The organism is Albidovulum inexpectatum (assembly GCF_002927635.1).
Lineage (GTDB): Bacteria > Pseudomonadota > Alphaproteobacteria > Rhodobacterales > Rhodobacteraceae > Albidovulum > Albidovulum inexpectatum.
This window is the reverse complement of sequence record NZ_PRDS01000002.1, coordinates 113,629-128,032: the sequence shown is the minus strand read 5'-3', so window position 1 is coordinate 128,032 and position 14,404 is coordinate 113,629. Positions and strand designations below refer to the sequence as shown.

Genomic DNA, 14,404 nt, shown 5'->3' with positions numbered 1-14,404 from the left:
ACCGCGTGACGGGCGCGAAAAGTTGCGCTAATCCGGCGACATGTTCGAAACAGCCATTGCAGACGGCGGCTTCCTGATCGCGGCGCTGATTGCGCTGGTCGCGGGGCTGTTGTCGTTCCTCAGCCCCTGTGTCCTGCCGATCGTGCCGCCATACCTGGCCTATATGAGCGGGATCAGCATATCCGAAATGGCGGCCCGGCGTTCGGCGCGCGGCCGCAGCATGCTGATTGCGGCATTCTTCGTTCTGGGCCTTTCGACGGTCTTCCTGTTTCTTGGTTTCGCGGCTTCGGCATTCGGTCGATTCTTCCTGCAGAACCAGGACTGGTTCAACCTCGGCGCGGGGCTGGTCGTCATGGTCTTTGGCGCGCATTTTCTTGGCGTGATCCGCATCCCGTTTCTGGACCGCGAGGCGCGCATGGATGCCGGCGACCGCGGCGGATCGGCAATCGGTGCTTATATCCTGGGCCTTGCCTTTGCCTTTGGCTGGACCCCATGCATCGGGCCGCAGCTGGGGATGATCCTGTCGCTTGCCGCCCAGTCGGACTCGATGACACGCGGCACCGCCTTACTGGCGGTCTATGCCCTGGGGCTTGGCATTCCGTTCCTTCTGGTCGCCGCATTCTTCCCGTCAATGTCGGGTGTCATGGCCTTCTTCAAGCGGCATATGGACCGGATCGAGCGGATCATGGGGTTGCTTCTGTGGACGATCGGTCTGTTGATGTTGACGGGTGGGTTCAGCCAGTTCTCGTATTGGCTGCTCGAGACCTTTCCGGCGCTAGCGCGGTTGGGCTGAAGCAAGCGGCGTGGCGCAATCCGTGTGTGCGATCTTGTCCAGAAAGGCCTTGCCCTGTTCGGGGTCGAGATAGCGGCTCCAGCCCAGACGGTAGATCCTGCCGTCGGAGTTCTTGTTGACGTATTCGGCGACGATGTCGCCCTGGCGCGTCACGATCAGCACGCGGCCGGAATTTTCCTCTTCGACCATGAGCATGTCATTGAGAAGGACCGTGAAAAGACCTTCGAACAAGGTCTTGATATCCGGGCGTTCCATTGCCTGGGCCCATGGGTTGTAGGTTTCGCCCGAGTCGAAATCGTGGACGGTAATCTGGTTGGTCCCGTGCACGCGCGCGCCTGTTCCGCGATCATAGGCCCGATTGTTGAAGATGGCGATGCGATGGTCATCCAGGATATCGACGTCATGCTGTGCCAGCCACGGCCCCTGTTGCATCCAGATAATCCTGTCCTCTGACGGACGATACAGCATCACCATCGACAGATGGCGCGCACTGAGGAACAGATCGCCCTTGCGCCAATGGGGGCCATCCGCCAGCACGGGCTGGATGTCATTCAGGTGTATCGGATCCTTCTGGTACCTGCCGGCCGTGAAGAGGGCATGTTCCAGTACATTGCGCATCAGGATCCTTGCAAGAGATCGCTTGTCCAGAACCTCGCCGCCCGGCCCCAGGTGAAGAATGGCATCTTCCACGAAATCGGCGGGAGCGCCTTTGATTTCGGAAGGCTCCACATAGCCCGGAACCCAGAAGCCGCCCTGGCCATCGGTTTCGGTCGAGTGGTGAACAAGCTCATTGAATTGCACCCAGACCGGGCGTGAACAGGCATCCAGCGCGACCATGAAGGACTGGTGGTCCTTGATCACCAACAGGGCGTCGTCGGTCAGAATGGGATGGATCGCGCGGTACCGGTGGTTGGTCCAGTTCGTGTATTCCGCAATGCGCGAGCTGCGCGGTGCATCGCGCAGAAATGTCTCGGCATCGGGAACCCAGCGGTGGCGGACCTTGCCGTCGCCCAGGGAAACAAGTTCGATCACGTGGCGGCCAAGGTCGCCGTCATGGCGCGACAAGAGCACGAATCCGGGCAGCTGCACGGCCTTGTCCAGGCTCCATCCCGGGGGCTTGTCGCCAAATCTGTCGGAGACAAAGGCCTCCATCGGGTCGTCGCCGCGCATCAGCGCGCGCATCGTATCGGGAACCTCGGCCAGGGTCAGCGCAATGCCCGACGCCTTGCCAAAGCGATGACCGTCGTCTGCGCCATCAAGAACCATTGCGCCGAACACGACCGCGGCCGGAACCAATGCGGGCAACAGCAAGAGAATGACCCACAGCGGGATCTGGCGGAACAGGAATCTGTGCATCCAATGCGTCGCCCGGAAATTCGTTCAACAATCTGGAACCAATACCATGATCGTGGCGAATTTCCTAACGATGGAACATGCATCCTAGCCGGCCCAGCGCAAGTCCTTGTCAAGCCTTCCGGCTTGCACATGGTCGCGCAAGACATTCAGTCGTATGAACCGCGACCCCCGCACCCCCGTATCGGAAAGCGACAGTGCCCGAACCTGGCTGGCCAGCTCCGCGACGGCCTCGCCAAAGTCCTTTTGCGGCTGATGGTCCGGGGCAAGTTCTGAAAAGCGCGTGAAATCGACCCGATAGGAACGGTTGTCCGGCGCGGCGTCGCGATTGATGTCGACAGCCACACCGCCCAGGGCCGCGCCCACGTCCCGCGCAAGCTGGCCAATCTGCCACGTCCAGCTCTGCGAGCCGACATTGACCGCTACATGGGGTTCGCCATCGCGCACCAGCGCCCATTCGATCGCGCGCGCCATGTCATCGACATGGATCAGCGGGCGCCATGGGCTGCCGTCCGAGAGGACCTCGATCCGGCCGGTTGTGATCGCCGTCGCGACAAAGTCGTTCAGCACGAGGTCAAGGCGCAGCATCGGGCTTGCGCCGCAGGCCGTCGCAAAGCGCAGGGCGGTCACACGGAAATCCTCGGTTGCGAGGTCCTGCAAGCCTTGCTCGGCGGCGACTTTCGATCGGGCATAGGCGGTTAAGGGATTCAGCTGGTCGTCCTCGCGGCGAAAGCTGTCCGATCCGGCCCCATACATCGAGCAGGAGCTGGCAAAGACGAAATGGCGCACGCGGGCCTGACGCGCCGCGCGCGCCGCATTCAGCACCCCGTTGGCATTGATCGCCTCGGTTGCGGCCTCGAATTCCTTGCCGATCGGGTCATTCGAGACGGCGGCCAGGGCAACGACCGCATCGAAGCCCTCCAGATCGCGCGCATGCAGATCGCGGATATCGCCGCGCCGCTGACTGACGAAGACATCATCGGGAATCTGCCCGCTTTCGGCGCCGACGAACCATTCGGCATCCAGCCCGTGAAGTTCGGCACCCGGTATCGCCCCGGCCAGATGCCGCGCCGCGACGGGACCGACATAGCCCCTGTGCCCGATGATCAGAATGCGCATGAAGATCCCCCCTTGGGCGCGGCCCTTTGCATAGAAGTAGCGCGATCGGCGGCTTTGTGCTACCTCGGTATCTAGGGTGGTATTTTGTCGGCGGCCGTTTTGGCCCTGGCAGGGTGATCGGTGCAGGGACAGGCCGCATTTTCGGTCGTTCAGGTCCCGTATTTTTGAAAGGAGATGCATTGATGAAATGTGTCATTCTGGCGGGCGGTCTTGGCACGCGTCTGGCCGAAGAAACCGTGCGTGTTCCAAAGCCGATGGTCGAAATCGGCGGGCGACCGATCATCTGGCACATCATGAAGATCTATTCCGCCCACGGTATCAATGACTTCATCGTCTGCTGCGGCTACAAGGGCAATGTCATCAAGGAATACTTCGCCAATTACCACATGTACGGCGCGGACATCACGTTCGACCTGCGCAGCGGCAAGGCCGAAGTGCTTCAGAACGGATCCGAGCCCTGGCGCGTGACCCTTATCGACACGGGACAGGACAGCATGACGGGCGGCCGCCTGCGGCGCGTCATGCCTTTGCTGCGTGACGAGGAAGCCTTCTGCATGACCTATGGCGATGGGCTGGGAGATGTGGACATTGCCTCGCTGATCGCGTTTCACCGCGCGCATGGCAAGTTGGCGACGGTCACGGCCGTCCCGCCCGCTGCGCGCTTCGGGCGGCTGGAACTCGATGAAGGGCATGTCACCGAATTCTCGGAAAAGCCGAAGGGAGACGGAGGGGTCATCAATGGCGGGTTCTTCGTGCTTTCGCCCGGGGTCGAGAAGTACCTTGAGGACGATTCAACGATCTGGGAACGCGCACCCCTGATGCAGCTTGCCCGCGAAGGTGAGCTGATGGCGTGGGAGCATCGCGGCTTCTGGCAGCCGATGGACACGTTGCGAGAGAAGCAGCAGCTCGAGGCGCTGTGGCAAAGCGGCAATGCTCCGTGGAAAATCTGGTAGGGGGCCGGGTCGATGAATGCACCGCAGCCCGAAGTCACGCATCCCTGCCGTCATTGCGGGGCGCCACTGTCACTGAGCCTTGTCGATCTTGGCATGTCGGCGGTCGCGAATTCCTATGTTCCGCTTGACCGCGCCGATGAGCCCGAACCGCGGTATCCCCTGCATGTCAGGGTTTGCGAAAGCTGCTGGCTGGTGCAGGTCGATCGCGATGTGCCGCCCGGGGAAATCTTCAACGAAAACTATGCCTATTTCTCGTCTTTCTCATCAAGCTGGCTGGAACATGCACGGCATTATGCCGAAAGCATGATCGACAGGCTTGGCCTTGGACCCGACAGCCTGGTGATCGAGATTGCCTCGAATGACGGGTATCTGCTGCGCAATTTCGTGCGTGCCGGAATGCCGGTCCTGGGGATCGAACCGTCGGCCTCGGTGGCGCGCGCGGCGAAAGAAAACGGCGTTCCGACGATCGTGGAATTCTTCGGACAGAAACTGGCGCAACGACTGCATCGGGATGGCTTGCGCCCGGACCTGATCTGTTCGGCGAACGTGCTGGCGCATGTACCCGACATCAACGACTTCGTATCCGGCATCGCGACGCTGCTACGGGGCGATGCGGTCTATACCGTCGAGTTCCCCCATCTGTTGCGCATGCTGCAAGAGGTGCAGTTCGATACGATCTATCACGAACATTATTCCTACCTGTCTCTGCTTGCGGTCGAGCGGATTTTCTCTGCCCACGGCCTGCGTGTTTTCGACGTGCAGGAACTTTCCACCCATGGCGGCAGCCTGCGCGTATTCGCCTGCCGCGGTGAGGCCTCCTTCCCGGAAATGCCGGGCGTTTCCGCGGTCCGGGCCCAGGAACAGGCAGCGCGGCTTGATACGCCCGAAGGCTATCGCGGTTTTGCCGACCGCGCCCATGCGGTGCGAGAAGGCCTGCGCGCCTATCTGGACCAGGCAAGGTCCGAAGGGCGGCGTGTCGCGGCCTATGGAGCGGCAGCGAAGGGAAACACGTTGCTGAACTTCTGCCGGGTTGACCGTCGGGACATTGCCTATTGCGTCGATCGAAACCCGGCCAAGCAGAACACCTTGTTGCCAGGCAGCCAGATCCCGGTGCACGGCGTCGAGCATCTTCGGGCCGACCCGCCCGACGATCTTCTGATCCTGCCGTGGAACCTGCGCGAAGAGATCATGGATCAGCTATCCGATCTGCGTGCAGGCGGGATGAGGATCGTGACCGCGATCCCTGAAATTCGGGTCTGGACATGACCTCGCGGCGCATACTTGTCACGGGCGCGTCCGGCCTGATCGGTCGGGCCGTGATGCGGCCGCTGCAGCGGCTGGGTTATGACGTGGTCGGATTGTCGCGCAGCGGGGACACGGCGTTGCGTGGCCATCTTCTGCGCGATCCCGAGGCCGCGGCCGAAATGGCGCAGGCCGATACACTTCTGCATCTGGCGTGGGCCGATGGGCCGCATCGGATGAACGATGTTGCAAACCTGAACTGGGTCATTGCGACGCTGCGCCTGTTGCAGGCTTTTGCGGCGAACGGCGGCAAGCGGGCGGTGCTTGTCGGCAGCTGCGCAGAATACGATTGGGCATTGGGCGGAAGGTTTTCCGAAGATTCACCCCTGAGACCAGCCTCGGTCTATGGGGCGGCAAAGGCCGCGACGGGACTTGCGGCGATGGGGGCTGCGGATGCGCTGGGGGTATCGCTTGCCTGGGCACGTCCCTTCTTCGTCTATGGAGCCGGGGAAGCCGAGGGGCGTTTGTTGGGGGATCTTGTCCGGGGCTTTCGCGCGGGCGCAACGATTGCCTGCAGCGACGGTCGGCAGCGCCGGGATTACCTGCATGTCGATGATCTGGCGCTGGCTCTGACACAGCTTCTGCAATCTTCCGTCGAGGGCGCGGTGAATATCGGCTCGGGCAGGGCGATCGAGGTTCGCGAACTGGTCCTGACCGCGGCGCGGCTGGCGGGATGCGACCATCTGGTGCATCTTGGTGAAAGACCGCGCCCACCCGGAGACCCGGACGTGATCGAGGCCGACATTGCCCGCCTGCGTGATGCGACGGGCTTCGAGCCGCGATACGACCTGGAATCCGGCCTTGCGGCAGCTCTGAGAGAGGAAGGACTTGCATGAGCGGGCTTTCAGGCAGATCGGATCTTGGCCGCCTTGTTCGGTTTCTCCTTGTTGGCGTTGTGAATACTGCGTTCGGATTTGGCGTCTATGCGCTATTGATCTGGCTGGCGCTTGCGCCTCAGCTTGCCCTGGCCCTGTCGTGGTGCCTGGGAGTGCTGTGGAATTTCGGCACCCATGCGCGGCTGGTTTTCGACACGACCGGTCTGGACCGGCTTCCGTTCTATGTGGCCAGCTATGGCGCAATATATGTCGTCAACGCGGGATGCCTGAGTGCATTGTTGGCACTGGGTCTGCACCCGATTGCGGCTCAGGCGGTTCTTGTGCTGCCCATAGCGGTCCTGGCCTATCTTCTGGTGTCGTTTGCATTGACGGGACGGCTGCCTTTCGTGACACGCCGAGGGCGCGATGAGTTTTCTTGATACATCCGGCAGCCAAGGGGATCGCCCCGGATTGTGGCCGCTCGGCCTGGTGATCCTGATCGCCGGACTCGTGACCTTTCCGGGTATCGCGATCGTGCGTGAAACGCTTTGGAACTGGCCGCTGGGATTGGGGAACAACCCGTATTTCCTGCCGGCACATGCGCTGCAGCTGTATCTACTGACTCCGCTTGCAACGCTTGCGGCCTGCGTCTTTCTTCTGGGACCCGGCTTGATCGTTGCCGCGGTCTGGGGACGTGACAAGACCTTGGCCACGTGGCTGCTCAGCGCTCTGGGTTGGGCGATCGTCCTGAACGTGACCGGGATCAGCCTGTTTCAACTGGCAACTGGGCATGTTGTCCGGGGGCAGGACTTCGCCCTTCTGATGGCATTCCTGAACGTCTCTTGCCTTGTGGCCGGCGCCTTGTGGCTTGGTGCGGGCGCCGAGTTCAAGCTGCGTTTCGACGAAACCGATCGCGGCGACCTGATCGGCGCTCTGGTCCTGTTCTGGCTGTGCATCTGCCTGTTCGCGCCCAAGTTCTATTGGGAAAACTTCACCGGCGACGGATCGGGCTCGTTGCAGTTCGCGCGGCTTCACATTGCCAGGCTGTGGCCGTTCTGGCCGCCCGAGGCCGGCCCCATCCGCAACGCGCCCGGCCTGACCATGGTCCTGTTCGTCTTTCCCGAAAGCTGGTTCGTCAGGCTGTGGGGGGAATGGGAATATTCCGTGCGCGCGCCTCTGCTGATGTATCTGGCGCTGCTCTACCCGGTGCTGTGCCGTTTGATCCGTTCCGGCCGGGAAACCGGGCTGCCGGCCATCGACCATGTGGCACTTGTCGCGGCATTGCTGATCTACACGCTTTCGGTCGTCTATTCGGGGGGCTACCACGTCTATTTCGGCGACTCGCCCATGCCGGCAGCGCGTGAAACCCTGGCTGTGGTCGTGTTCCTGGGCTATGTGCTGGCCTTTGTCGAAAACCGGCCCGGCCTGATGGTGGCAACGGGCATCATGACGCATCTGGTCATCCCCACCGGAGGGCTTTGGCTGGTGCTGTGGCCGGTCGCGGCAATGCTGACCTGGCGGCCCGTGCCCTGGCAACGGCTTGGCACGGCGCTTGGCACGCTGGCCTTGGCGGCCGCCATTTCGGTTCTTGCACCGCGGCTGATCGCCGCGCTGGGTCTGCCGTTTCCTGGTGATGAATTTGGCGCGTCGAACATCATCGACCGCCTGCGCTTCTTCACGGCGTTCGACTTCTGGAAGATCGGATTCTGGATCGTCCCGGTCGGGATCGTGCCAGCCTTGTTCCTTCTGCTGTGGCCATGGCAGGACAGGCTTGCGCGCAGCCTGACGCTGGTTTCCGTCGCGTTCTTCCTGTTCTTCTATTTTCAGGCGTGGCGGGTGCTGCTGCACCATTTCATTCCGGCCATGATCCCGCCACTGATCGTCATGTGGCGGTCCGATCTGTTCGCGCGCAAGGGCTGGGCGGCGCCCCTGCGCGTCCTGGTGTTCGCGGGGCTGTTGCTGTCGCTGTATCTGTCGTGGCCAAAGGAAATGCGCCTGCACGGCTTCGAACGCGACATCGGCCAGCAGATCGTGACCGAAGGACCGATCTTCGAAACAGCGCAACGCGCGGACGGCGAACGTTTCCGGGGCTTTTCGATACAGGCCGTGGACGTTGCCCATGTGCTTCTGGCAGAGCTTTTTCCGATCACCTATGGCGAGGATGATCCGGCCCAGCGCTTCTATGGCGCACCCTTGGTGTGGTGGTTCTATTCCGAGTTTCCGAAACCCGAAGGCCAGCAGATCAACTATGTTCTCAAGCCTCTGGAGCGCGCAACGCCCGCGGACGGAGAACCGATCGCGACCCATCTGGGCTATGGCATGTTCGTTCTGAACCCAAAGGCATGGCGCCAGACCGCCGCGAACCCGCCGCCGGTGGATACGGGCGCTGCAATCTACGAAACGCCGCGCAGCATCATCTACGGTCACGGTCGGCGCCTGAGCGGGGACAGGCGGGTTCATGACCTGATCCATCTGGCGCGCCGGATTCTGGGCATTTGAAAGGGGCGTGATGGAACGCGGCAAGGCAATCTCGATCGTGGCGGGCGCGGCGCTTGTCGTGGCTGGCGCGTTCGTCGCGGGGCAGTATTCGGCAGTCAAGGAAACCCGCCTGCACCGCGCCGTCTGGGGTATTCTTGATCAGGGCCGAACGGTCGTCGAGGAATTGCCGAATCTTCTGGGGCAAGAGCCGGTTCACTTCCTGCGACCGGCAACAAGGCCGGGCAGTGGCGTCACCGTGAATGAACCTTCGGCAGATCGGGAAGACCTGATCCTGCTGTCCGGGTTCCTTGACGGCAACAATCGCGCAAGGCTGATCCGGCGCGACGGCACCGTGCTGACCGATTGGGAGTTGAGCGCCCATGCCCTGTTCCCCGACCTGTCGTTCTTTCGTGATCCCCCCGCGACGGATTGGAACGCGATTACGCATGGCACGATCATCACGCCCGACGGCGATATCGTGTTCAGTTTCGAAAGCGGCGGGATGGCACGGCTGGATCGGTGCGGCAAAACGGTCTGGACGACGCCCGGAATCGTCAACCACCACTCGCCGAACTGGCTGATGGATGGCGGCATCGTCATTTCGGGGGGGCGATACATCGACAGGCCGAATGCCGAAATTCCCTGGCCGTTTGCCGGTCCCTATTGGGAGGATCTGGTCTTCAAGTATGACGCTGCCGGGAACAAGGTGTTCGAGCGCGCGCTGACCGAGCTGTTCATCGAAAACGACATGGAGGCGCTGATCACCTCGACCGGGTTCTTCCGCACGCGGACCGGCGGTGAGTTTCACATGAACGAGGTCGAGGAGCTGAGTTCAGAGCTTGCGCCGGACTTCCCGATGTTCGAGGCCGGAGATCTGATGCTCTCCCTGCGCAACCGCAACATGATCGTGGTGACCGACCCGGACGTCCGCACGATCAAGTGGTTCCGCATCGGTCCGTTCATTCGTCAGCATGACCCGGATTTTCAACCAGGCGGCACCATTACGGTGTTCGACAACCACAGCGACGATACGCCTGACGGCTCGCGCGGTGGGGGAAGCCGGATCTGGCGGCTGGATCCGGAAACGGGCGGTGCCGAATTGCTTTACGGTGGCCGGGACGGCCAGAGATTCTTTTCACCGGAACGCTCGACCCATCAGATGCTGCCCGATGGTGGTATCCTGATCACCGCGGCACAAGAGGGCCGGGCATTTCAGGTGGATTCGTCCGGCCGTATCGTCTGGGAATACGTGAACCGCCATGACGACGATCGCGTGACATGGCTCCACGATGCCGAGAGCTTCGATCCGTCCTATTTCACGGTCACCGATTGGCGTTGCGACTGACATAGCGCGGCCGGTTTCTTCCCGATGGGTCGGTGCTTTGCCAATCGGGGCTGAAATGGACGATCTCGCGGCCGGGAAAGGCCCGTGACAAGGCCGCGTCGTCGGTCTCTGGCCCAGCCATGATCAGGATCGGACCGTCGCGCAGAAAGGGATCGTTCAGCATGATGGCCGATCCTTCATTTCCCGCCTTCTCGAAGACGACCACGGCGTCGCCGAACAGGCCAGCTTCTTGGGCGTCACGATAGGCCGTGTGGAAATCGCCATATTCGTGGTATTTCATGACCGCGCGCCAGGGCAGGAATACCAGAAGTCCCGTGGCGCACAGAAACCACAAGCCGGACGAGACGCGCCCGTCCTGGTTCACATCGAGACGGTCGAGCAAGGTGCCGATCCCCCGCGCGGACAGATACAGGACGGGAAGAGCGGCCGGGAACCAGTACCTGGGGCCGAAGTAATAGCTTTCGGCAAACCAATAGAGCGACATGACGCCGATGACCGCGGCAAGAAGCACCATCATGGCCCGGTCGAAACCGCTGCGACGGTCTGCCCAGAGCAGGAAACCCAGGATTGGCAACAGCGAGCCAATGGGCCAGCCGAATAGTTCGAACTGAAGGCTGAAGATCAGGTTCAGCGTGTTGATCGCGGCCTCGACCGGGCCATGCCCGCGCCACAGATCCAGCGCCCCCCATTTCCCGGGCGGCCCGATATCCGCTCCGAACCCGAACGCGTTTGCACCCGGGCTCCAATGTCGATCGAGATAGGCGGACAGCGGCAGCGTCAGGGGCGACCCCGTCATTGCGGCATTGTAGAGCAGCAAGAGGCTTCCGATGGCAACGCAGCCTGCGCCATAGGCGAGGGCGCGCCTGATCCCCTGATCGCGCCTGGCTGTCAGCAACAGCCAAAGCCCGGTCGATCCACCAAGTATCACCCCATCCAGGGGACGCGTGGAAAAGATCCACCCCATGGAGCCGCCTGCAAGCAGCAGCAGGGGCAGGCTTTTGCCAGGTCGTTCATCCGCGCGCAGGATCAGCCACCATGACAGCAGCGAAAGGGCAAGCGCAAGCGCATGTGGCATCAGGCTGGCGCCGGCGGCAAGCATCCATGGTGAAAGGGCCATCAGAATTGCCGTGCGGTCCGCGGTTTCGGTATTGGACATCCGCCGCACGACCGCGTGACCAAGCAAGACACTGGCCCCGATCAGCAGCGGATTGAGCAGCCACTCGACACCCAGAAGCAGGCCCAGTGCCAGGGCCGCAGGCCAGCCGGGCAGGGTTGTCGAATACCACCGGTCCCCGCCGATCTCGAGAAGATAATAGTCCAGACCCGCGCGGGCCGGCTCGGGCGGCACCGGCGCCCACAAGGCCCCCTGTGAAAATGTGCGCGCCTGAAACAGATAGGCGACCTCGTCCTCGACATGGGGAATGGTCTGGAACGCCAGGGCCGACAACAGCAATGCGCTGATCGACGCGCAAGCGGCAAGGCCGATGGGACGCAACCTGTGACTGCCGCTCAGCGGTGGCGCGACGTGGAAGAGGGCTGTGAAAAGTATGCCATGCACGGCCATCAGGCCGGACGTGACGATCAGATGCGCAATCCACGCGCCCTGCGCATCGCGGTCGAGATACCCTATGACGGGGGCAGAGGAGAGAAAAATCACGGCGGCAGCGACAGCCATTCGGCGCCAGCCCAGACGCTGAGCGGCATGACGAAACGCCGATGCAAGCCCCAGCCGCAGGAACAGCGTTATGGCAAGGGCTGTCTCGAGCGAAAGGATTGCCATCATCCCGATGTCACGTGCGTCCAGCGGGCGCAGTCGCAGGGCCGGGAACCAAAGCGGTTCGGTCAGGTAAAGCTGCGCGCCCCACCCCAGGACAAGCGCGGCGCCGATCGCACCGAAGGCCGCAGCCTCATGTCTGACGCAAAATCCAAGGCACAGCAGCGCAACGCCCAGGACCGACAGCGCCCAGCGATCGGCGGCGGGAACGGATACGGGAGCTGCGACGGCAAGGGCCACGATGGCGCACCCCGCCAGCATGGCAAGAATTCCGCCTGGACGCGACCTGGTTCGCCCCGATGCCATGTCGTCAGGTTTTTCTTCCGGGGAATTTCGTGACCCTGCCGCGTTCGGGTCCGACGCTGGCAAGTTTGGGGATGTTGATCAGTTCCTTCTCGATCACGCAGGGGCCGCCGCGAACCTGATTGTGGATCGCGGTGATGTATTCGCCCATCAAACCTATGAACAACAGCTGCACGCCGGACAGGAAGAACAGCGCCACGATGATGGTCGTCGTTCCTCGCGGAGCGTCGCCCACGCCCAGGAACCACAGGACGACCGAGACGATGGAAAACAGGATGGAAAATATCGCAATCCCGAATCCGGCAAGGCTGCAGAATCGCAGCGGTGCACGGGTAAAGGCAAAGATCGCGTTCAGAGCCTGGTCGGTCAGCATCATCATGCTGTGCTTGGACATGCCGCGTTTTCGCGCACGCCAGGTATAGGGAATGATGACCTTGCGAAATCCGACCGAGGCGATGATCCCCCTTATATAGGGATAATTGTCGTCATGGGCCAGGACGGCGTCCAGCACCTTTCGGTCGATCAGCTGGAATTCACCGACGTCGGGCGACAGTTCGAAATCCGACAGTGCATTGACGATGCGGTAAAAGGCCTTGCGCGCGGTCCGCAGGAAAAAGCCTTCCTCGCGCGTCGATCGCGCGCCGGCGACAACGTCGTAACCGCTTTCCCAAAGCTTGACGAATTCGGGCAACAGCTCGGGCGGGTCCTGCAGATCCACGGGCAGCATGCAAAGCGTCGCGTCACCCGTCGCATGGCGCAATCCGTTGAAGGTGGACCGATAGACGCCGAAATTTCGGGAGTTCACGATGACCTTGACGCAAGGATCCTCGGCCGCGATCCGGCGCAGGATTTCAACCGTCCGATCGGTCGAGGCATTGTCGACAAAGATATGCTCGCGCTCGTAGCCGGGCAGGTCGCGTTCGAATATTTCCCGCACCGTGCGGTAGCATGTTTCGACATTGTCCTCTTCGTTGAAACAGGGCGAAACGATCGAGATCTTCTTCATGGCAAAAAGGTCCTGAAATCTTGAAAACGGGGCCGGGCAAATTCCGAGTCGCAATGCCGCAATTGTAGCGCCGAAGGCCATGAAATGGTGCAAAAACCGGGTTCCGGGGTGGAATTGCACCCTTGGGTTGTGGTGGGGCGAGATCCCGCGCGGATTGATGGACGAAAACGATGCGAAAGGCTTCGGTTTTCTGCTGACGACTGCAGTTTGGCCGGGCTAGCCTGCCGACAACAGGGAGGTATCGATGCCGCTTCGGATGAATCGTGAAGTCTTTGTGACCTGTGCCGTCACCGGTTCCGGCGGAACCCAGGATCGCAGCCCGCATGTGCCACGCTCGCCACGGGAAATCGCGGACTCGGCGATCGAGGCGGCGCGGGCAGGGGCCGCCATCGTTCACTGCCATGTGCGCGACCCCGATACCGGCGCACCGTCGCGCCGGCGCGAGCTGTATCGCGAAGTGACCGAACGCATCCGGGATGCCGACGTTGACGTCGTGCTGAACCTGACCGCGGGGATGGGGGGCGATCTGTTCTTTGACGGGACCGAGGCCATGGACCGGATGTCGGAACGATCCGACATGGCCGGGGCCGCCGAACGTGTCGCCCATGTCGTCGAATGCCGACCCGAGATCTGCACGCTCGATTGCGGCACGATGAACTTTGCCGAGGCCGATTACGTGATGGTCAACACGCCCGGAATGCTGCGCGACATGGCGCGCCGCATGACCGAGGCCGGCGTGCGGATCGAGATCGAAGCCTTCGATACCGGCCATCTGTGGATGGCGCGTGAACTGGTGCGCGAAGGCGTGATTCCGGAACCTGTATTGGTGCAATTGTGCATGGGGGTGCCGTGGGGCGCGCCGGACGACCTGAACACCTTCATGGCCATGGTGAACAACGTCCCGCAAGGATGGCATTTCTCGGCCTTTTCCCTTGGCCGTCATCAGATGCCCTATGTCGCCGCCGCGGTGCTGGCGGGGGGCAATGTCCGCGTGGGGCTGGAGGACAACCTGTTTCTGGACAAGGGCGTTCTGGCGACGAATGCCCAGCTTGTCGATCGCGCCATTGGCATCATCGAACGGATGGGCGCGCGCGTGATCGGCCCGGCCGAGGTGCGCGAGCGCCTGCAGCTGGTCAAACGTCCTCCGATGGCTGCATAGGAAG

At 62.1% G+C, this 14,404-nt stretch carries 12 protein-coding genes; 8 read left to right on the top strand and 4 right to left on the bottom strand.

Going from position 1 to position 14,404, the window contains the following annotated elements; translation table 11 throughout:
• Window positions 1–40: 40 nt before the first annotated feature.
• Complete coding sequence (locus LV82_RS03920; protein ID WP_104069421.1) at window positions 41–793, top strand: cytochrome c biogenesis CcdA family protein; 753 nt, start codon at window positions 41–43, stop codon at window positions 791–793.
• Here LV82_RS03920 and LV82_RS03915 read toward each other — a convergent pair.
• Entirely contained in the window at window positions 776–2,149 is a 1,374-nt protein-coding gene (locus tag LV82_RS03915) for an arylsulfotransferase family protein (RefSeq protein WP_104069420.1), read from the bottom strand. The two genes, LV82_RS03920 and LV82_RS03915, sit on opposite strands and share 18 nt — an antisense overlap.
• A gap of 84 nt (window positions 2,150–2,233) precedes the next feature.
• Window positions 2,234–3,265: an NAD-dependent epimerase/dehydratase family protein gene (locus LV82_RS03910; RefSeq protein WP_104069419.1), complete on the bottom strand. Its 1,032-nt coding sequence runs from the start codon at window positions 3,263–3,265 to the stop codon at window positions 2,234–2,236.
• A 182-nt stretch (window positions 3,266–3,447) separates the two neighbouring features.
• On the opposite strand from LV82_RS03910, the gene rfbF reads away from it, so the two are divergent.
• Genes rfbF through LV82_RS03880 form a run of 6 tightly spaced genes read left to right on the top strand, consistent with a single transcriptional unit; the run spans window position 3,448 to window position 10,158 of the window.
• Window positions 3,448–4,218 carry a glucose-1-phosphate cytidylyltransferase gene (rfbF, locus tag LV82_RS03905; protein ID WP_104069418.1) on the top strand — a complete coding sequence of 257 codons (771 nt, stop codon included), beginning with the start codon at window positions 3,448–3,450 and terminating at the stop codon, window positions 4,216–4,218.
• A gap of 12 nt (window positions 4,219–4,230) precedes the next feature.
• A complete protein-coding gene (locus tag LV82_RS03900; RefSeq protein ID WP_104069417.1) occupies window positions 4,231–5,484 on the top strand; it encodes a class I SAM-dependent methyltransferase in 1,254 nt (417 codons plus the stop codon).
• Window positions 5,481–6,356 (top strand): NAD-dependent epimerase/dehydratase family protein, encoded by an 876-nt coding sequence (locus tag LV82_RS03895; RefSeq protein WP_104069416.1) that lies wholly within the window; start codon window positions 5,481–5,483, stop codon window positions 6,354–6,356. The genes LV82_RS03900 and LV82_RS03895 overlap by 4 nt, the downstream gene beginning before the upstream one ends.
• Complete coding sequence (locus tag LV82_RS03890; protein WP_104069415.1) at window positions 6,353–6,775, top strand: GtrA family protein; 423 nt, start codon at window positions 6,353–6,355, stop codon at window positions 6,773–6,775. The genes LV82_RS03895 and LV82_RS03890 overlap by 4 nt, the downstream gene beginning before the upstream one ends.
• On the top strand, window positions 6,762–8,834 hold the full coding sequence (locus LV82_RS03885; protein ID WP_146065118.1) for a hypothetical protein: 2,073 nt from the start codon (window positions 6,762–6,764) through the stop codon (window positions 8,832–8,834). The genes LV82_RS03890 and LV82_RS03885 overlap by 14 nt, the downstream gene beginning before the upstream one ends.
• A gap of 10 nt (window positions 8,835–8,844) precedes the next feature.
• Window positions 8,845–10,158: an arylsulfotransferase family protein gene (locus LV82_RS03880; protein WP_104069413.1), complete on the top strand. Its 1,314-nt coding sequence runs from the start codon at window positions 8,845–8,847 to the stop codon at window positions 10,156–10,158.
• On the opposite strand, the gene LV82_RS03875 is transcribed toward LV82_RS03880, so the two are convergent.
• Together LV82_RS03875 and LV82_RS03870 are read right to left on the bottom strand one after the other, a co-directional pair.
• Entirely contained in the window at window positions 10,136–12,193 is a 2,058-nt protein-coding gene (locus tag LV82_RS03875; RefSeq protein ID WP_104069412.1) for a hypothetical protein, read from the bottom strand. The two genes, LV82_RS03880 and LV82_RS03875, sit on opposite strands and share 23 nt — an antisense overlap.
• 49 nt (window positions 12,194–12,242) lie before the next feature.
• Complete coding sequence (locus tag LV82_RS03870; protein ID WP_104069411.1) at window positions 12,243–13,241, bottom strand: glycosyltransferase family 2 protein; 999 nt, start codon at window positions 13,239–13,241, stop codon at window positions 12,243–12,245.
• A gap of 244 nt (window positions 13,242–13,485) precedes the next feature.
• Between LV82_RS03870 and bcoG the strand changes: the two genes are divergently transcribed.
• Window positions 13,486–14,400, top strand: a complete 915-nt coding sequence (gene bcoG, locus LV82_RS03865) for a 3-dehydrocarnitine:acetyl-CoA trimethylamine transferase BcoG (RefSeq protein WP_104069410.1) — start codon at window positions 13,486–13,488, stop codon at window positions 14,398–14,400.
• The last annotated feature ends 4 nt before the right edge of the window (window positions 14,401–14,404 follow it).